At 67.4% G+C, this 18628-nt stretch carries 20 protein-coding genes; 13 read left to right on the top strand and 7 right to left on the bottom strand.

Going from position 1 to position 18628, the window contains the following annotated elements; translation table 11 throughout:
- Positions 1 to 777 (top strand): RNA methyltransferase (locus IED13_RS26620; protein WP_191125955.1); only part of this gene is annotated, 777 nt, incomplete at its 5' end.
- A 179-nt stretch (positions 778 to 956) separates the two neighbouring features.
- On the opposite strand, the gene IED13_RS26615 is transcribed toward IED13_RS26620, so the two are convergent.
- Entirely contained in the window at positions 957 to 3257 is a 2301-nt protein-coding gene (locus IED13_RS26615; RefSeq protein WP_051987460.1) for a TonB-dependent hemoglobin/transferrin/lactoferrin family receptor, read from the bottom strand.
- 299 nt (positions 3258 to 3556) lie between these two features.
- On the opposite strand from IED13_RS26615, the gene IED13_RS26610 reads away from it, so the two are divergent.
- Entirely contained in the window at positions 3557 to 4891 is a 1335-nt protein-coding gene (locus IED13_RS26610; RefSeq protein WP_191125954.1) for a flavin monoamine oxidase family protein, read from the top strand.
- Between the two features lie 121 nt (positions 4892 to 5012).
- Here IED13_RS26610 and IED13_RS26605 read toward each other — a convergent pair whose 3' ends face one another.
- Positions 5013 to 5939 (bottom strand): bifunctional helix-turn-helix transcriptional regulator/GNAT family N-acetyltransferase, encoded by a 927-nt coding sequence (locus tag IED13_RS26605; protein ID WP_191125953.1) that lies wholly within the window; start codon positions 5937 to 5939, stop codon positions 5013 to 5015.
- 136 nt (positions 5940 to 6075) lie between these two features.
- Between IED13_RS26605 and murI the strand changes: the two genes are divergently transcribed.
- The 5 genes from murI to IED13_RS26580 all read left to right on the top strand — a co-directional run bounded on the left by murI (position 6076) and on the right by IED13_RS26580 (position 9039).
- Entirely contained in the window at positions 6076 to 6942 is an 867-nt protein-coding gene (gene murI, locus IED13_RS26600; RefSeq protein ID WP_191125952.1) for a glutamate racemase, read from the top strand.
- A 62-nt stretch (positions 6943 to 7004) separates the two neighbouring features.
- A complete protein-coding gene (locus IED13_RS26595; protein ID WP_038358566.1) occupies positions 7005 to 7250 on the top strand; it encodes a hypothetical protein in 246 nt (81 codons plus the stop codon).
- A gap of 204 nt (positions 7251 to 7454) precedes the next feature.
- Positions 7455 to 8072: a 30S ribosomal protein S4 gene (gene rpsD / locus IED13_RS26590; protein ID WP_038358568.1), complete on the top strand. Its 618-nt coding sequence runs from the start codon at positions 7455 to 7457 to the stop codon at positions 8070 to 8072.
- A gap of 168 nt (positions 8073 to 8240) precedes the next feature.
- Positions 8241 to 8726: a hypothetical protein gene (locus IED13_RS26585; RefSeq protein WP_191125951.1), complete on the top strand. Its 486-nt coding sequence runs from the start codon at positions 8241 to 8243 to the stop codon at positions 8724 to 8726.
- A gap of 64 nt (positions 8727 to 8790) precedes the next feature.
- Positions 8791 to 9039: a hypothetical protein gene (locus IED13_RS26580; protein ID WP_248312788.1), complete on the top strand. Its 249-nt coding sequence runs from the start codon at positions 8791 to 8793 to the stop codon at positions 9037 to 9039.
- 79 nt (positions 9040 to 9118) lie between these two features.
- On the opposite strand, the gene IED13_RS29120 is transcribed toward IED13_RS26580, so the two are convergent.
- The gene (locus tag IED13_RS29120; RefSeq protein WP_260368351.1) at positions 9119 to 9244 is read right to left on the bottom strand and encodes a hypothetical protein; all 126 of its coding nucleotides are present in this window, start codon (positions 9242 to 9244) and stop codon (positions 9119 to 9121) included.
- A gap of 231 nt (positions 9245 to 9475) precedes the next feature.
- On the opposite strand from IED13_RS29120, the gene IED13_RS26575 reads away from it, so the two are divergent.
- A complete protein-coding gene (locus tag IED13_RS26575; RefSeq protein WP_112764518.1) occupies positions 9476 to 9718 on the top strand; it encodes a hypothetical protein in 243 nt (80 codons plus the stop codon).
- Positions 9719 to 9780: 62 nt separating this feature from the next.
- On the opposite strand, the gene IED13_RS26570 is transcribed toward IED13_RS26575, so the two are convergent.
- Positions 9781 to 10497, bottom strand: a complete 717-nt coding sequence (locus tag IED13_RS26570; protein WP_038359929.1) for an MgtC/SapB family protein — start codon at positions 10495 to 10497, stop codon at positions 9781 to 9783.
- 125 nt (positions 10498 to 10622) lie between these two features.
- The gene (locus IED13_RS26565) at positions 10623 to 11234 is read right to left on the bottom strand and encodes a Spy/CpxP family protein refolding chaperone (RefSeq protein ID WP_191125950.1); all 612 of its coding nucleotides are present in this window, start codon (positions 11232 to 11234) and stop codon (positions 10623 to 10625) included.
- Positions 11235 to 11402: 168 nt separating this feature from the next.
- On the opposite strand from IED13_RS26565, the gene IED13_RS26560 reads away from it, so the two are divergent.
- The 5 genes from IED13_RS26560 (at position 11403) to IED13_RS26540 (ending at position 16789) form a co-directional block, all read left to right on the top strand.
- On the top strand, positions 11403 to 12401 hold the full coding sequence (locus tag IED13_RS26560; protein WP_133563769.1) for a P1 family peptidase: 999 nt from the start codon (positions 11403 to 11405) through the stop codon (positions 12399 to 12401).
- 123 nt (positions 12402 to 12524) lie between these two features.
- Positions 12525 to 12839, top strand: a complete 315-nt coding sequence (locus tag IED13_RS26555) for a hypothetical protein (RefSeq protein ID WP_112764515.1) — start codon at positions 12525 to 12527, stop codon at positions 12837 to 12839.
- Positions 12836 to 14296 carry a methyl-accepting chemotaxis protein gene (locus IED13_RS26550; RefSeq protein ID WP_113254721.1) on the top strand — a complete coding sequence of 487 codons (1461 nt, stop codon included), beginning with the start codon at positions 12836 to 12838 and terminating at the stop codon, positions 14294 to 14296. Before IED13_RS26555 ends, IED13_RS26550 begins: the two co-directional genes overlap by 4 nt.
- A gap of 44 nt (positions 14297 to 14340) precedes the next feature.
- Complete coding sequence (locus IED13_RS26545) at positions 14341 to 15129, top strand: ATP12 family chaperone protein (RefSeq protein WP_191125949.1); 789 nt, start codon at positions 14341 to 14343, stop codon at positions 15127 to 15129.
- Positions 15130 to 15259: 130 nt separating this feature from the next.
- Positions 15260 to 16789, top strand: coding sequence for an acyl-CoA carboxylase subunit beta (locus IED13_RS26540; RefSeq protein ID WP_112764513.1), 1530 nt, complete (start codon positions 15260 to 15262; stop codon positions 16787 to 16789).
- Between the two features lie 9 nt (positions 16790 to 16798).
- Here the strand turns inward: IED13_RS26540 and fabF are convergent, their stop codons facing one another.
- A complete protein-coding gene (gene fabF / locus IED13_RS26535; RefSeq protein WP_191125948.1) occupies positions 16799 to 18064 on the bottom strand; it encodes a beta-ketoacyl-ACP synthase II in 1266 nt (421 codons plus the stop codon).
- A 9-nt stretch (positions 18065 to 18073) separates the two neighbouring features.
- Positions 18074 to 18589: a winged helix-turn-helix transcriptional regulator gene (locus IED13_RS26530; protein ID WP_191125947.1), complete on the bottom strand. Its 516-nt coding sequence runs from the start codon at positions 18587 to 18589 to the stop codon at positions 18074 to 18076.
- Positions 18590 to 18628: the final 39 nt, after the last annotated feature.

Raw genomic sequence — 18628 nt, 5'->3', positions numbered from 1 at the left:
CCCGTCGTCATTCTGGTCGAGCCGCAGCTCGCCGAGAATATCGGCATGTGCGCGCGGGCCATGGCGAATTTCGGTCTCTCCGAAATGCGCCTTGTCGCGCCGCGCGACGGCTGGCCGACCGGCGGCGGGCTGAAGAAGGGCGCGACCGCCGCCGCCTCCGGCGCCACCCATATCCTCGAGAACGCCCGCCTCTATGCAAGCGCGGCGGAAGCGGTCGCCGATCTCAACCATGTGCTCGCCACCACCGCCCGCGAGCGCGGCCAGATGAAGCGCGTGCTGACCCCCGCCGAGGCGATGCCGGAGATCGCCGGGCGTGTCGGCGGCGGCGAGCGCGTCGGCATCCTGTTCGGGCGCGAGCGTATCGGCCTGACCAATGAGGAGATCAGCTTCGCCGACGCGATCCTGACCTTCCCGGTCAATCCGGCCTTCGCCTCGCTCAACCTCGCCCAGGCCGTGCTGCTCACCGGCTATGAATGGTTCAAGACCACCGGCGGCGAACCGCCCTTCCGCGAGAACAACCCCTCCCCGCCCGCCAAGCGGGAGACGATCCTCTCGATGTTCGACTATCTCGAAGGCGAACTCGACATCAGCGGTTTCTTTCCGCCCGGCAAGAAGCCGGTCATGACCGCCAATCTGCGCGACATCCTCCACCGCCTCGACATGACCGAGCAGGAGGCGCGGACGCTGCGCGGCGTCTTCAAGTCGCTGGTCGAGGGGCCGAAGAAAGCGCGGTTGCTGGCCCGGCAGGCGAGCGAGCCGGAGCAGTCCGAAAGCTGACGAGCGCCGTCATGCTCGGGCTTGACCCGAGCATCTCCGAGCGGAAACGGCTCCTCTTTCGGGAAAAGATTCTCGGATCTGCGCTTCGCTCCGTCCGAGAATGACGCCTCCTGAACGAAAAAGGCCGGCCCTGAAGGGCCGGCCTCTCCTGCTGGTCGGGGGGTCTCGAAACGTCCCGGTCAGAATTGATACTTCATCGTCGCCTTCACGGTGCGGCCCGGCTCGCTGTAGTAATCGCGCGCCTGGGGCCGCGAGAGCGGGACGTTGACCGCATCCCAGTACTTGCGATCGAAGATGTTGTAGACGCCGATCTGGAATTCAAGATCCGCGATCTCGGGCGCCGGGCGCCACCAGGCCGAGGCGTTGAACAGCGCATAGCCCGGTGCCTTGAAGCCGGTGGTCGGCGGCGTCGTCGCGGTCGTCGAGACGTCATCGCGCTTGCCCGCCATCTTGGCCGAGACCTCGGCGCCCCAGCGATCGGTGCCATAGGCGACGGCGACGATGCCCTGCACCGGCGGGATCGAGTTCAGGAAGCTGTCGTCGTCCTTGTTCTGGCCGCGGGTATAGGCGAAGGAGCCGCGCACCAGCCAGTTCGGCGCGAAGGCGTATTGCCCGTTGATCTCGACGCCCTGGATCTCGGCGCGGTTGATGTTCCGGTAGCCGGTGATGCCGCCCTGCTGATAGAGCCCACCGACGCCCGCCGCCTGAATCTGGTAGGTATCGATGAAGTTGCGGTAGTTGGTGTGGAAATAGGTGATCGAGCCGCCGAGCTGCTTGTCGCCGAAGCGCATGCCGACATCGATGCCGTTGCCGATTTCAGGGCGCAGATTCGGGTTGCCGGTGCGCAGATAGGTGGCGGGCCCGCCGAAGCGGCCATAGAGCTCGTCCGCCGTCGGCGCACGGAAGGTCTTGGCCCATTGCGCGAAAACGGTGACGTCCTTCACCCAGGGCGCGTTCTTCAGGATGTCGTATTCGAGCCGGATGCGCGGCGACCAGCCGGAATCGCTGGAGGACGGCGGCAGACTCGTCGGCCGCGAGCCGCCCGCAAAGTAGGCCGGGGTGTTCTGCGGCACTTCCTCATACCAGTCGAAGCGGACACCAGGCGTGATGCGCAGGCGGTTGTCGATGAGGCCGATCTCGTCATGCGCGTAGAGGCCGACGAGCTTTCCGTCGACCTTCGGCTGGTCGGCCTGATTGGTGTGGAGGTTGTTGCAGGTGGTCAGCGCCCCTGTGAAGACACCCGAGGCCGGCCTGGCCGGGCAGTTGTCGACGCCGGCCGAGTATTGCTCGAGCGAGGACATCCGCAATTCCGTGCCGAGCATCAGGCGATGCGACGCCATGCCGGTCTGGAAGTTCTTCAGCAGATAGCCGTTGAAGCCGTAGGAATTCTCTTCGTTCTGGTTGTTGCGGGCATAGGGCCCGATGATGCTGGTGTAGCGCCAGGCGTTGGTGATGTCGTTGCGCTTCAGCCGCTGCCAGTAGAGCGTCGCATGCGCTTCGTCGATAAAGGCTCCCGGCAGCTTGTAGTCGTAGCTCAGCGAAACGCGGTTGCGCTCGACATCCTCGCCCGATTCATAGGAGCCGGGGCGGAAGTTGCCGGTAAGCGAAACGGTGTTGTTGCGAATCTGGGTACGGTCGGCGCGTTTGAAGAATTCGCCGGTGAGGCCGAAGCGGTGCTCGCCGACCTCCTGATAGATCTTGCCGAGGAAGCTGTACTGGTTGAAGTCGCCCGGATTGGGCGCGGTGCGCGTCGCGCCGATCGTCTTGACGTTGCCCTTGTTGTCGATCTCGTGGCCGTCGCGGAAGCCGCCCTGCAGCAGGACGGAGGTGTTCCCTATCCGGGCCGCCGCCGCGGCGCTGCCGAACCAGGCCCGGTCGGTGCTGTCATAGCCGGTCTTGGCGAGCGCGCCATAGGAGCGGCCATTGCGCAGCAGATCCTCCGGGTCGAGCGTGCGCACCGCCAGCGCTCCACCGAGAGCACCGCTGCCGAGCGTGCTGGCGCCGCTGCCGCCGCGCAGCAGGTCCAGCGTCGAAAGCGAGTCGAAATCGAAGGCGTTCTGGGCGCCGCGATTGATGCGCGTGTCGATCAGGAAGGGCTGGCGGATGCCGTCGATCGTCGTCAGCACGCGCGCCCCGTCGAGGCCGCGGATGTTGAGCGAGTTGTTCTGGCGGTTGAAGGTGATGCCGGCCTCGACGCGGTTCGCCAGGTCGGTGAGGTTCTGGACCTGCTCGCGATCGAGCTCCTGGCGCGTCACGCGGGTCGTCGTCGGCCCGTTGAGCAGCGCCCCGCCGGGCACGCCCTCGCCCTGCACATTGATCTGGTCCAGCACCACGGGCGCATCGCCGGCATTCGGCTGCGTATTCGCGGCCGCCTGCTGCTGACGACGTTGTTGTTGCGCCTCTGCCGACGAGGCCGCCAGCGCCAGCACCAAGGTTCCAAGGGCCACGCCCCCGCGCAGCTTGCCGAAATACACGCCCATCGCCCAGTCCCATCCTGCCTGGCCCGTCCCGGCCATCATCGGCAGATTAAAATGAATATAAACAGCGCCTTACGAGAAGATAAGACTTCAATCCCGATATTGTTTGCAAAAGATTCTGTCAATTACTATGCACCGCAAAGCAAAACTATAGAATCGATCCAATAAATAACTATTCTAATGTAGAACTGCCGCGCGCCAGCGGCCGCGCCGAATTCGGCTCCCGATCTCGTGATCGCGCAGGAGCGGACTGTGACGCCGCGCGTCATTGCCTCCTGCGAAAAGCCGCGCATCTTCGTGTCATGAACGCTCGCTACGCCACGCTCGATCGACGCAAGCTCTTGACGGGAGGCAGCGCCATGGCGGCGGCGTTCTCGATCGCCGGCGGCAGAGCCCGCGCGGCGGACACCGACGTCGTCGTGATCGGAGCCGGCGCGGCCGGCATCGCCGCTGCCCGGGCGGTGAAGGCGGCCGGGCGCAGCGTCACCGTGCTGGAGGCCCGCGGCCGGGTCGGCGGGCGCGCTTACACCGACGCCTCGCTCGGCCCCAGCTACGACGCCGGCGCGATGTTCATCCATTGGGCCGAGCGCAATCCCTGGGTCGGCCTCGCCCGTGAGCTCGGCGTCGAGACGGCCCCCGAGCCCATGGGCGGCGGCTTCCGGGTCTTCGCTGATGGCCGCCCCATGCCCGACGCCGACCGGCGGCGCCGGCGCGATGCCTTCAGGCAGATCGACCGCCGGCTGGAGACGGTCGATATCGGCTCCCGCGACCTCTCCATCGCCGAATTGCTCGGCGATCTCGGCCCCGACATGGCGCCGGTCGCCACCTCCGGCCTCCTGCTCTCGATTGGCGAGGAGTCCAGCCGCATCTCGGCCCGGGATTACCAGCGGCTCTGGTCCGGTGACGACCTCGTCGTGCCTTCCGGCTACGGCAATCTCGTCGCGCGTTCAGCCGCCGGTCTCGACATCCGCCTGAACGAACCGGTCGAGGCCATCGATTGGAGCGGAAGCGGCGTGACGGTCACCTCCCGCTCGGGCACGCTAAGGGCCAGGATCTGCATCCTCACCGTGCCGGTCGGCGTGCTCAAGGCGGAGACGATCCGCTTCACCCCCGCCTTGCCGGCTGCGACGCGCGATGCGCTGGCCGGCCTCCATATGGGCGCCCTGACCAAGATCGCCCTCAAGGTCGAGGGAGACCGCTTCGGCATCACGCCGGGCGCGAGCTTCCTCGAATCCGGCAAGCCCGAGGGAATGATCAATTTCGACATGTATCCGGACGGCAAGGATCTCGTCATCGGCTATTGCGGCGGCGATTTCGCGCGCCAGCTCTCGCAGGCCGGGCCTGACGAGGCCAAGGCCCATGCCACGGAGCTGCTGGCGACGATGATCGGGTCCGAGTTCCGCAAGACCGTGAAGGCCGTCTCCTTCCCCGCCTGGTGGACCGATCCCTTCGCACGCGGCGCCTACTCCGTCTGCGACCCCGGCCACGACGCGGCGCGCGACGCCCTCGCCCAGCCGATCGGCGGACGCCTCCTCATCGCCGGCGAGGCCACGGCCGGCGGCGGCGCCATGACGGTCGGCGGCGCGACGCTGGCAGGACGCGCGGCGGCCACGACGCTGGCTCGGCTGAAGGTCTGAAAGCTGCTCTTCCAAGGAAACGCGGGTCATCCCGGCCGAAGCGAAGCGGAGAAGCGCTCTGGCATGGATCCCGGGTCAAGCCCGGGATGACGGCGTGGTTCTGTCCAAAATCAGGACGATCTTAAAGGGCCAGCTCCCAGTTCTGCCCCACCAGATCCTGTCCGAAGGAATGGTGCCGCTCCTCTGCGACCAGCTTGAAGCCTTCGGCAATATAAATGGCCCGCGCCGCATGCAGGATATCGTTCGTCCACAGCACCATGCGCCGGTATCCCGCCGCGCGGGCGAAGCCGATCGCCTCCCGCACCAGCGCCTTGCCAAGGCCCAGCCCCTGCGCACGCTTCTCCACCAGCACGAGCCTCAGCTTGGCGGTCGCCGCATCCTCCGCGACCACGAAGCTCGAGCCGACCGGCTCGCCATCGAGCTCGGCGATGAAGCAGCGCTCGCGTCCCGGCTTGAACTCGCGCAGGAATTGCGCCGCGATCTCGGCGACCAGCGCCTCGAAACTCAGGTCCCAGCCGTACTCCTCGGCATAGAGCCGGCCATGGGCGGAAACCACCCAGCCGATATCCCCGGCGCGATGTTCGCGGATCACAGGTCGCGACTTGGTCGCCCTCTCGCCGGACAGAAGCGCCTGCGTATCGGCAAGCGCGCTGACGAGCCTGCCACGTTCCGCTGGCGAGAGCCGCGCCAGGATCGCCTCGGCCTGCGCTTGCGACGCTTCGTCGAGGGGCCGAAAGGCGGCCTGCCCGGCCCGCGTGAGCCGCAGGCGAAAGGCGCGCCCGTCGGCGTCCGAGCGCTGTCGGTCGAGCCAGCCCTGCGCCTCGAAGCGCTTCAGGATGCGCGAGAGATAGGCGGGATCGAGATCGAGGTCGCGCGCCAGCTCGACCGCGAGGCAGCCATCCCGCTGCGCCAATTCATAGAGCACCCGCGCCTCGGTCAGCGCGAAGCCCGAGCCATGCAGATTGCCGCCGAGCGCACCGATCCAGCGCGTATGAAACCGGCCGAACCGGCGAATGGCCGCGACAGCCGCTGCTTCGCTTGCGGTCATGGCATCCTCCCGCCGCGAGCGAAGGTCAATTTAGTGGACAAAGTCAACTAAATTTGAAACAGCCGCTTCAGGCGGCATTGACTGTCGCTTAACGGCTCTCTGGCGGAATCGGGCTTTGACGTTTCGCGGCGTAGTCATGCAGGTCGATCTTCTCGCCGGAACGGGTTATCGCCCGCTTGTGGCCCCCCGCCCCCAACCCACCATCCTCGTCTTCGATTCCGGGCTCGGCGGCCTCACCGTGCTCGGACGCGCCACGCGTGCCTGCCCGGCTGCGCATATCGTCTACGCCGCCGACGACGCCGGTTTCCCCTATGGCCGCCTGAGCGAGGAGGAGCTCGTCGCCCGCGTCCTCGCCGTCATGGAGCGCCTCGTCGCGCGCTTTCACCCCGATCTCGCGGTGATCGCCTGCAACACCGCCTCGACGCTGGTGCTGCCGGCGCTCCGGGCCCGCTTCGCCATCCCCTTCGTCGGCACCGTCCCGGCAATCAAGCCGGCTGCGGCGGCGACCCGCAGCGGTCTGATCTCGGTGCTGGCGACGCCCGGCACCGTGGCGCGCGACTACACCCGCGAGCTGATCGAGACCTACGCCGCCGGGCACCATGTCACGCTCGTCGGTGCGACGCGGCTCGCCGGCCTCGCCGAGCAGGCGCTCAAGGGTGAGACCGTCGACGACGCGGTCCTGCGCGCCGAGATCGCCCCCTGCTTCGTCGAGACGGAAGGCCGCCGCACCGACATCGTCACGCTCTCCTGCACGCATTATCCCTTGCTGCTCGAGCGGATGAAGCGGCTGGCGCCCTGGCCCGTCGAATGGATCGACCCGGCGCCGGCGATCGCGCGCCGTGTCGCCGACCTCCTGCCGGCAGCGAGAGACGGCAGCCCGGTCGGCCTCGACGCCACGGCGGTCTTCACCGACGGCTCCGGCCTGACGGGGCCGCTGCGCATCGCGCTGGCCGGCTATGGCCTCGCGCAGGTCGCCATCGAGCCGATGCCGCTGGCGAACTGACGGAACTCCGCCGCACTCCGCGCGTTGCGACGGTGGCGACCCTCACCGAGGAACGAAAGCTCATGAGAAAGTTGCTGTTGCTGCTGGCGCTCGCCATCGGTTTCGCCTTCGCCGGTTTCGGCGCCGGCTCCGAGGCGCAAGCGAAGCCCCATGGCTGGCACAGGGGTCACGGGCACCATGCCATCTATCGTCATGGCCCGCGCCGTCATTACGGCTGGCATCGCGGCCATCATTACGGCTGGTACAAGCACCACCCGCGCCATCACCATTATCGTCATCACCACCGGCATCATCGCCACTGGCGCTGATGCCCGTTTCCGGCCAGCCCGGAATTGACTCGAAGCCGGCTTTCCGTCATACGGCCCTTCGTCACGCGGCTCCTCACGGGGCCGCGTGGCTTTTTCCGCACCCGTGATCCGCTTTCCTTCGGAAGCCGGATCTGTCGCCCCAGCCAATCGCAGGGGAGCAGGAGGGCGCGGTCCTCAACTCGCGAACCTGAGAGGACACGCGACATGTCGAAGCGCCATGAGGCCAAATACAAGATTGACCGCCGTCTCGGTCAGAACATCTGGGGCCGCCCGAAGTCTCCGGTCAACCGTCGTGAATACGGCCCCGGCCAGCACGGCCAGCGCCGCAAGGGCAAGCCGTCCGACTTCGGCACGCAGCTGCGCGCCAAGCAGAAGCTGAAGGGCTATTACGGCTCGATCTCCGAGAAGCAGTTCCGCCGCTACTACGCCGAGGCGATCCGCCTCAAGGGCGATTCGGGCGAGAACCTGATCGGCCTGCTCGAGCGCCGCCTCGACGCGGTGATCTACCGCGCCAAGTTCGTGCCGACCGTCTTCGCCGCCCGCCAGTTCGTCAACCACGGCCACATCACCGTGAACGGCAAGCGCGTCAACATCGCCTCCTATCAGGTGAAGCCGGGCGACGTGATCGCGGTCAAGGACTCGTCGAAGCAGCTGGCCATCGTCATCGAGTCCGCCGCCCTCGCCGAGCGCGACGTTCCCGACTACATCGACGCCGACCACACCAAGTTCACCGCCACCTACACCCGCACGCCCACGCTGACGGACGTGCCCTATGCGGTGCAGATGGAACCGAACCTCGTCATCGAGTTCTACTCGCGCTGATGCGGTCGCGGCGGCTTCCGGCCGCCGCCGATATCGGAACACAGGGGACGGCATCTTTGCCGTCCCCTTTTTTATGCCCGTCCTGGCAGTGAACAGTGTCTTTGCCACCGTAGCCGCCATGGCGGCGGCGAACCCATTCCCGTCACAATCCTGCGGGAGCTTCCGGGCATGACGATATTGCACAGCGCCGAACTCTCCATTTTCGCCGACTATTTCCAATTCTATCTGCAGGACGAAGGCGTCCACGAGGACTGGGGTGCCTTCTGGACGGACGAGACGCTGGAGCGGATGCTCGCCGTGGGTGACTGCAGCATCGGCATCGCGACAGTGCGGAACATGTCCGTCCCGGTCGCCATTGCCGTGCACGACGATGCGCCCGAAGCGGATTTCCACGAATGGGAGCTCGTCAACGAGTGCTCCTTCCTTGTGCGCACGGGCCGGGTCATGGTGCTCGGCTGCACGGAAGGCACGCCGCAGGAGAGAGCGCGCTTCTCGCTGCCGCCCGGCAGCTATCGGGTGCGCGTTTCCTATGTCGGGCTCGACACCCTGAGCGACGACGCCCTGGACGGTGATGATTTCTACCGGCTGCAGATCTGGCCTGCCCCACCGGCACCGACCCTGACCTTGAAGACGCGCAGGGCAACGGCGGGCTGAACCAGCTGCTCCCCTGGCGCCAGACTGAGAGCCCGCCGTGCCGCGACCTTCGCCCCTTTTCCGCTTGGCCGCGATCATGCTGCCCCTTGCCGTGCAGCTCGCCGCCAGCGTCTCGACGCCGGCCATGGCCGAGGTGCGCTTCGGCCGCAACGTTCGCGTCGGCGGCCATGATTTCTCAAACCAGAGCTTCAATCGCCATCGGCGCGCGGTGATTCACATCTATGACCGCACGCCCAGCCGTCCCGGCTGCGTCTGGCGCTCCGACGGACGCGGCGGAAAGGTCAAAATCTGCCACCTGCGCCGCATCCGCTGAGCGCGCCGCAAAGAAAAGGGGCGGCCCGGCAGGCCGCCCCTTTTCTTTGCCCCTTCAGGAAGCAGGTCGCGCGCCGGCTCTACAGATGCGAGCCGACCTCGTCGCGGAAATAATAGCAGCCGAGACTCAGGCAGCCGATCAGGATCGACAGCGCATAAGGTCCGAACAGACACATAACGAAGACGGAGCCGATAAAGGCTCGCATTCCCCATGTCAGCCAGGTTCCATTCATGGCTCACCCTCGCATCGCATTGACTGACAAAGCGTAAACGGAAAGCCGTGAATCCAACTTGAACAGATATGGTGAATCACGAAATCGTCCTTTTCCTCTCGTACGTTAGCAAGTCGGGCGAAAGCAAGGCATAAAGCGGCCGGGGCAGTTTCCCTCCACGGTTGGATGCCCTAGCGTCGCCCGGCCTACAGCCAGGGGATCGCCATGATTCGCATTGTTTTGACCGCTCTCGCGCTGACCTGCGCGTCGAGCTTCGCCCACGCCCAGAGCTGCGCCGTCCAGGCGACGGACAAGAAGCTCGCCGGCGCCGCCAAGACCAGCTTCCTGACGAAGTGCGAGAAGGATGCCGGCGCCTCCTGCGACAAGCAGGCCGCCGACAAGAAGCTTGCTGGCGCCGCCAAGGCGAGCTTCACCAAGAAATGCGTCTCGGACGCCACCAGCGGCTGAGAGGTCGCCGCGCCGGGCACCGCACGGCATCGCCATGCGACCGCCGGGACGGTGCCGACCGCTCAGTCGGCGGTGCTGCTCTCCCAGGTCGCGTGGCTCACCGCCGGCAGGCGCCCGAGCTTGTCGACGACATGGTCGAGTTCCTTGCGGTCGATTGCCGTGCTGATGAGCTTGGCGACAATCTCGACGGTGTCTTCGCCGCGCTCGATCGTCGTGATGTCGCTGAGCGGATACTGCGCCGCCTCGAGATATTCGACGAGCGTGTCGCGAATATCGGCGAGCGCCTCGGCCCGCGTGGTGACGACGACCTCGTAGGTCGCTTCGAGCGCCCGCTCGTCGAGCGGAATGCGGTTGATCGCGTTGACGAGCGGCCGCAGCAACGTGTTGCCGAAGATGACGAAGGTCGCGACGAGCGCCGCTTCGGCGATCATGTCTGCACCGGCGCAGGCGCCCACCGCGGCGGAACCCCAGAGGGTGGCGGCCGTGTTGAGGCCGCGCACGTTCATGCCCTCCTTCATGATCACGCCGGCGCCCAGGAAGCCGATGCCCGAGACGACATAGGCGATCACCCGGATCGCGCCGGCCGTGCCCTCCAGGCGCATGGCGAGATCGACGAAGGCGGCGGCGCCCAGCGCGACGAGGACCGTAGTGCGCAATCCCGCCGTGCGCTGCCGGTACTGGCGCTCGGCGCCGATCAGCATGCCCAGCACGAACGCCGCGCTCAGGCTGACGACCGTGTCGAGGAAAGGCAGAAGCTCGAAGGTTTGGATGAAGCGCATGGCCGCTGGCTCGCGTGGCGGGCAGCGGTGCTTGACATGAAGAATAGCCCCCGGCAAGCCGCCGGGGGCGCGTCGTCGTCAGAGGTTGTCAGCGCGCCGGGCCGGATAGCCGGCGGGTGCCGAATTCACTCGTCGTCCTGGCCGTCGTCGCGATCGCGGTTGTCCTGCCAGCGGCGCGGCCCATGATCGCCGCCGTCGCGCCGCCCCCGCCATTCGCGCATTTCGCGGAAGCGCTCGCGGCCCTCGGACATAGCCTGGCGGACCGAACGGCGCAGCACGGTCTTCTGCTCGTCGCTGAGCGTCGCCCAGAGCGGCCTCACCGTATCGGCCAGTTCCTTCGACGCGGCGGCGCGCTCGCCCAGGCGCTTGGCGCGCGCATCGATCCGCTCCATCAGATCGGCGCTGCGCAGCCGGTCACGCTCCTCGCGCATCGCAGTCCAACGCTCGCGCCCCTGCTCGGCGCGCTGCCTGATGAGAGCCTCGACCTTGTCGAAGAGCGGCACCTGCTCGGGCTTCAGCTTGAGATCCTCGCGCACCTTGGCGAAGCGCTGGTCCATTCGGGCCTTGGCCTGCTCGGCGCGGCGCTGGCGCATCTCGTCGCGCCGCTGGTCGCGCGTCTCCGAGCTCTGCTGCTTCTGGTCGCCGCCGGCCGGCGGCACGGGCTGCGGCTGCGCCAGGGCGAAGGTGCTGGCAAGCGCGGCGATCGACGATGCGGCGATGAGGACAATGGGTTTCATGAAGTTCTCCTCGAACAGTCCTGTAACGTGTCGCTCAGCGGGTCTCGAAGCCGATTGGCGATGTCACCACGGTGGCTGTCGGTGGGTGAACCGGCGATGGCCCGCGGATGAAAAGATCGTAATGTGACGTCAACGCGTTCAACGCGATTCAGTTCGGTGCCGACCTCCATGCGCAACCTGATCACCGATGTCCGGGGCGTTCTCATTGGCCACGCGCATGACGCGGCGGCGGCGACGGGCGTGACCGCGGCGCTGTTCGAACGCCCCACCGTCGCCTCCATGGCCGTGCTCGGCGGCGCGCCCGGCACGCGCGACACTGCCTTGCTCGAGCCGGAAATGACCGTCGAGCATGTCGACGCTCTCGTCCTCTCCGGCGGCTCCGCCTGGGGTCTGGGTGCGGCCGACGGCGTGATGAGCTGGCTTGCGGGTCACGGACGCGGTTTTCCGGCCGGTGGCTTCCGCATCCCGATCGTGCCGCAGGCGATCCTGTTCGACCTCGCCAATGGCGGCGACAAGCCCTGGGCCCGCGGCGACGGGGAAACGCCCTATCGCCGCCTCGGCATGGAGGCGGCGGCAGCCGCCGGCGCCGATTTCGCGCTCGGCACGGCCGGTGCTGGCTTCGGCGCCACCACGGTCAACCTGAAAGGCGGCCTCGGCTCGGCCAGCGCACGCGCGGCGACCGGCCAGATCGTCGGCGCCCTCGTCGCCGTCAACGCGGTCGGCAGCGCCACCATCGGCGGCGGCCCGCATTTCTGGGCCGCTCCCTATGAGCATAGCGCCGAGTTCGGCGGCCTCGGCTGGCCGGCCGCGATCACGCCCGCAGAGACGGCCCTGCGCTTCAAGGGCGGCACCGGCCAGAACACCACGATCGCGCTGGTCGCGACCGACGCCGTCCTCACCAAGGCGCAGGCGAAGCGCATGGCGCTCGCCGCCCATGACGGACTGGCGCGGTCGCTGCGCCCGGCCCATGCGCCACTCGACGGCGACATCGTCTTCGCCGCTGCAACCGGCCATAGCGGAGCCCCCTCCGACGCCTTCGCACTGACCGAGCTCTGCGCCACCGCCGCCGATGTGCTGGCACGGGCCGTAGCGCGCGGCGTCCATGCCGCGACGGCGCTGCCCTTCCCCGGGGCGCAACCGGCCTGGCACGACCGCTTCGGGGGCTGATCGGCGCAACCGAGGCGGGCATACCGTAAAGTAATCATTTCAAATTTACGAATTCGCAAGGCAAACCCTGCAACCTGAGCGATAGCTTTGGGCCTGCAAGGCCGCGAGGCCGGGGGGTGCAGGATGCGTGAGATCGGCTTTGGCCTGGCCTTCGGCATCGTCATGGCGCTGGGCGCCTTCCTGATCGCGGCCTGGCCCGCCCAGGGACGCCCGGTCGCGGCCTTCTTTCCGGCGGGCAGTTCGGCCCGCGCGATGTCGGCCGCCATCGCCGAAGCCGGCGGCAGCCTGATCGAGATCAACGCGGGATCCGCCGTCACCATCACGCTGGGCGAGGACGACGGCTATGTCACGGCGCTCTATCGCGCCGGCGCCTGGCTCGTGATCGATGCCAGCCTCGCCCGTCTTTGCGTGGGCTCTGCGAAAGGGAGCGGCCAATGAACGACGTTGCGCGGTTCCGTGCGCAGTTCGCCCGCCTGCTGCTCATCATTCTCTGGATCAATGCCGGCCTGATGTCGCTGACGCCCGGCGCCCAGCTCCTGCTCGGCCAGCAGACGCTCATTCTGGCGGGAATCGGCCTGGCGGCGCTCGGCACGCTGGCGCTGTATCTCTACCGCATCGACTGGCCCGCGCGGCAGATCACCAGCATGGCGACGCTCGGCCAGGTCATGCTGCTGGTCTACGCCTTCGCCGGACATCCCTATCAATCCGACATGCACATGTATTTCTTCGCCATGCTGGCCGTCCTGGCCGGCTGGCTCGACTGGCGCATTTTCCTGCCGGCCACCGTCGCGATCGCGGCCCATCATCTTGCCCTCAGCCTTCTGCAGCCTGCCGGCGTGTTTGCGAATGGCGGCGACACCGGCCGGGTCCTGCTTCATGGCGCGATCGTCTCCGTGCAGGCGGCCGCGCTGAGCTTGCTGGTCTGGGCTCTGCGGCAAGCGCTTGAGACGTCCGAAACGGAGCGCCGGCAGGCCGACGCCGCGCGCGAGATCGCCGACGAGGCGCGCCGCCATGTCGCCGAGACGACCGCGAAGGCCGCCAGCGAGCGCCAGCGGATCCTGAACGTCGTCGCGAATGATTTCGAGAATGCCATCGCCGGAATCGCCCGTGACGTGATCGCCTCCGTGCAATCGCTGCGCGCCGCATCGCAGCAGATGAAGCATGGTGCCGTCGAAGTGCTGCAGCGCTCGACAGCCGCGTCGCGATCCTCGCGCCAGACCTCGGCCAATGTGGTGGCGGTGACGCAGGTCACTTCGGAGCTCGCCCAATCCTTCGCCGAGGTCGACCGGCAGGTGGCCGAGACCGCGCGCATCGTCGGGGCCGCGACCCTGCAGGCTGGCAACGTCCTCCACACCGTCGGCGACCTCTCGCGCAAGGCCGACGAGATCGGCAATATCGCCGGCGTGATCTCGACGATCGCCAAGCACACCAACCTGCTCGCGCTGAATGCCTCGATCGAGGCGGCACGGCTCGGCCGCTCCGGCGGCGGCTTCACCATCGTGGCGCAGGAGATCAAGTCCCTGGCGACGCAGACCTGGCGGGCCACCGAGGAGATCCAGGGGCAGATCGAAGCGATCCACCAATCCGGCTCGGAAGCCATCGCCGCGATCGACGCGATGAACCTGACGATCGGCTCGCTCAACCAGATTTCCGGGGCGGTCGCCATCGTCGTCGAGCAGCAGAACGTGGCGACGGCCGGCATCGCCGAGAATATCCGCCAGGCCGCCGACGAAACCGTCACCGCGGCTGGCCATATCGACATCGTCAGCCGCGTCGCGGCCGAGACGGACGAGGCGGCCAGCCACATCGCCCTGTCGGCCGATGAACTCTCCCTGCAATCCTCGCATCTCGATGCCGAGGTGGCGCAGTTCCTCGGGCGCGTGCGCGCCGCCTGAGCCACGTGGTTTCGTGCCAGGCGCGAATGCGTTATGGCAGCGCCATGTCCACCGACGATTTCCTCGCCCGCTTCGGCTCGCCCGGCGCCAGCCAGCCCGACCCCGTCGCAGCCGCCCAGCAGGCGATGCGCAATCCCCTGCCGGCCCGGTTCTACAAGGAAGCGGGCGTCATCGAGCGCGATGGCCTGTTCCATGTCGCGCTCGACGGCAAGACCGCCCGCACCCCTGCCCGCAAGCCGCTCGCGGTCGGCTCGCGCGATGTCGCGGAGGCCCTCGCGGCCGAGTGGGAACGGCAGGCCGAACGGATCGACCCGGCACAGATGCCGCTGACCCGGCTCGTCAATTCGGCGCTGGACGGCGTCGCGGATCAAGAGGAGGCCGTGCGCGCCGAGATCGTCCGCTATGCCGGCTCCGACGCGCTCTGCTATCGCGCCGGCGAGCCCGAGGCACTGGTCGCGCGCCAGAACGACGTCTGGCAGCCCATTCTCGCCGACATCGAGGCACTGATCGGCGCCCGCTTCCTGCTGGCAGAGGGCGTCGTCTTCGCGCAGCAGCCGGAAAGCACGCTCGCAGCCGTCGCCCGGCACGTCGGGACGATCCCCTCTCCGCTGGCGCTTGCCGGCGCGCACAACGTCATGACGTTGACGGGCTCTGCCATCCTCACCCTGGCACTGGCCAATGGGCTGATCGATCCTGACGCCGCCTGGAACGCCGCCCATCTCGATGAGGACTACCAGATCGGGATCTGGGGCCAGGATGAGGAAGCGGCCGAGCGCCGCGCCATTCGCCGGCGCGAATTCGACGCGGCCGTGCTGCTGCTGGCGAAGGGCTGAACGCCTGGGCGCCCCGGAGCCGGCGGCATGATGCCCTTGCACGCTTCGGCAAATGTCGCAATGGACTCTCGCGGCAGCCCCGCTTAAGCCGGCTTTCGAGACGCGTTTTTCCCGCCGGGAGCCTGCCGCCATGAAGGATATTCTCGAACAGCTCGAATCGCGGCGCGAGGGCGCGCGCAAGGGCGGCGGCGAACGGCGCATCGAGGCGCAGCACAAGCGTGGCAAGCTCACCGCCCGCGAGCGCATCGAGCTGCTGCTCGACAAGGACTCCTTCGAGGAGTTCGACATGTTCGTGCAGCATCGCTGCGTCGATTTCGGCATGGACAAGGCCGAGAAGATCCCCGGCGACGGCGTCGTCACCGGCTGGGGTACGGTCAATGGCCGCACCGTCTTCGTCTTCTCGAAGGACTTCACCGTCTTCGGCGGCTCGCTCTCCGAGACCCACGCCCAGAAGATCACCAAGATCCAGGACATGGCGCTGAAGATGCGCGCGCCGATCGTCGGCCTGTTCGATGCCGGCGGCGCTCGCATCCAGGAAGGGGTGGCTGCGCTCGGCGGCTATGGCGAGGTCTTCAAGCGCAATGTGCAGGCGTCCGGCGTCATCCCGCAGATCTCGGTGATCATGGGCCCCTGCGCCGGCGGCGACGTCTATTCGCCGGCGATGACCGACTTCATCTTCATGGTCCGCGACACCAGCTACATGTTCGTGACCGGCCCTGAGGTGGTGAAGACCGTCACCAACGAGACCGTGACCTCCGAGGAGCTCGGCGGCGCCAAGGTCCACACAAGCAAGTCCTCGGTCGCCGACGGCTCCTTCGAGAACGATGTCGAGGCACTGCTGCAGGTGCGCCGCCTGCTCGATTTCCTGCCCGCCAACAACACCGCCGGCGTCCCGGAATGGCCGTCATTCGACGTGCCTGATCGTGTCGACATGAGTCTCGACACGCTGGTCCCGGACAATCCGAACAAGCCCTACGACATCAAGGAATTGATCCTGAAGACGGTCGACGAGGGCGACTTCTTCGAGATCCAGGCGGCCTATGCCGGCAACATCGTCACCGGCTTCGGCCGCATCGAGGGCCGGACCGTCGGCATCGTCGCCAACCAGCCGATGGTGCTGGCCGGCGTGCTCGATTCCGACGCCTCCCGCAAGGCCGCCCGCTTCGTGCGCTATTGCGACGCCTTCGAGATCCCGATCATCTCGCTCGTCGACGTCCCAGGCTTCCTGCCGGGCACGGCGCAGGAATATGGCGGCCTGATCAAGCACGGCGCCAAGCTGCTCTTCGCCTACAGCGAATGCACCGTGCCGCTGGTCACGATCATCACGCGAAAAGCCTTCGGCGGCGCCTATGACGTGATGGCGTCGAAACATATCGGCGCCGACGTCAATTACGCCTGGCCGACGGCGCAGATCGCGGTGATGGGCGCCAAGGGCGCGGTCGAGATCATCTTCCGTGGCGGCGATGCGGAAACCATCGCGCGCCAAACGAAAGAATACGAGGACCGCTTCATGTCGCCCTTCGTCGCGGCCGAGCGCGGCTATATCGACGAGGTCATCCTGCCGCATTCGACGCGCCGCCGCATCGCCCGCGCACTCGCCATGCTTAGGACCAAGAACGTCGAGCGCCCCTGGCGCAAGCACGACAATATTCCGCTGTGAGCGTGCGACCTACCGCCAGCGCCTGAACACCGCGCTGGCATTCACCCCGCCGAAGCCGAAGCCGTTCGAGATGGCGTGTTCCATCGCGACCGGCCGCGCCTCCTTTGCGACGAGGTCGAGCCCGGCTGCCGCCTCATCCGGGTTTTCCAAGTTGAGCGTCGGCGGCGCGATCTGGTCGCGCAGCGCCAGGATCGTGAAGATCGCCTCGAGCCCGCCGGCTGCGCCGAGCAGATGGCCGGTCGCCGATTTCGTCGCGCTGATCGCGATGCCGCCCTCGGTGCCGAATACCGCCTTGATCGCCGCGAGCTCGCCACGGTCGCCGACCGGCGTCGAGGTGGAATGGGCGTTGAGATGGGCGATATCGGCCGGCCGGAGCCCTGCCTGCTTCAGCGCAGTCTCCATGGCCCGCCGCGCACCGGAGCCGTCCTCGGGCCCCGAAGTGATGTGGTAGGCGTCGGCGCTGGTGCCGTAGCCGGTCAGTTCAGCCAGGATCGTGGCGCCGCGCGCCTCGGCATGCTCCAACGCCTCGATCACCAGCAGGCCTGCCCCCTCGCCCATGACGAAGCCGTCGCGGTCCCGGTCGAAGGGCCGCGAAGCCTTTTCGGGCTCGTCGTTGAAACCGGTCGAGAGGGCCCGGGCTGCAGCGAAGCCGCCGAGCGCCACGAGATCGACGCAAGCCTCGGTGCCGCCGCAGAGCGCGATATCCGCTTCTCCCGCCCGGATCATGCGCGCCGCATCGCCGATCGCCTGCACGCCGGCGGCACAAGCGGTGACCGGCGCGCCGATGGGCCCCTTGAAGCCATAGTCGATCGAGACATGGCCGGCGGCGAGATTGACCAGGAAGGAGGGCACGATGAAGGGCGAGAGCCTGCGCACGCCGCGCTGGTCGGTCGTCCGCACGGCCTCGACGATCGCCGGAAAGCCGCCGATGCCGGAAGCGATCACCGTCGCCGTACGCTCGCGCTCCAGCTCGGTTTGCGGCTGCCACCCCGCCTGTGTCAGCGCTTCCCTGGCGGCGACCAGCGCAAACTGGATGAAGCGGTCCATCTTGCGCTGGTCCTTGGGCGCGATCACCGTATCGGGATCGAATCCGCCCTCGTCATCCTCCATTTTGGAGGGAACGACGCCCGCGATCTTGGCCGGCAGGGTTTCGGCGATCGCGTCCGGCAGGCGGCGCAAACCGGAGCGCCCGGCAAGCAGGCGCCGCCAGGCGATCTCGGTTCCACAGCCAAGGGGCGAGACCACACCCATTCCGGTAACGACGATGCGGCGCATGGAAAGCTCCTATTCGGGAGAGACCGGCGCAGCTGCATCCCGCGCCGCCACGATGGCGAGGCGTTGCAGCATGCCGGGGCTGGCCTGGGGGCCGGCGATGACGGTGACGTTGTCGGAATTCACGGGCTGCCGGGTCTCGGCATCGGCATAGGCCGGTACAACTTCCCGCCCGCTCTCCCGATCGGCGAGCACTAACGCCTGCCCTTCCGGCGCGAGATGCCGGTTGCCGAAGGCGACCAGCGCCGCGACCACGGGGAAGAAGTCCCTACCCAGCTCGGTCAGCACATACTCGTGACGCTTCGGCCGCTCGCTATAGATCCTGCGCTCGAACAAACCCGCTTCGGTGAGATGCTTCAGGCGCCGCGCCAGCATGTTCGGCGCGATGCCGAGGCTGCGCTGGAACTCGTCGAAGCGGGAGAAGCCCTGCAGCGCATCGCGCAGGATCAGGATGCTCCACCACTCGCCCACCGCTTCGACGGCGCGGGCGCAGGGACATTCGGCAAGCGGGGAAAGCCGGGGCTGCATGGCCCCCGCACTAATGATGTAACTATCATTTTGCAAGCC

It is taken from the genome of Allobosea spartocytisi (assembly GCF_014764685.1).
In the GTDB taxonomy this organism is placed as follows: domain Bacteria; phylum Pseudomonadota; class Alphaproteobacteria; order Rhizobiales; family Beijerinckiaceae; genus Allobosea; species Allobosea spartocytisi.
Note: the sequence above shows the minus strand (reverse complement) of the source record. Positions and strands in the feature narration are given on the sequence as shown.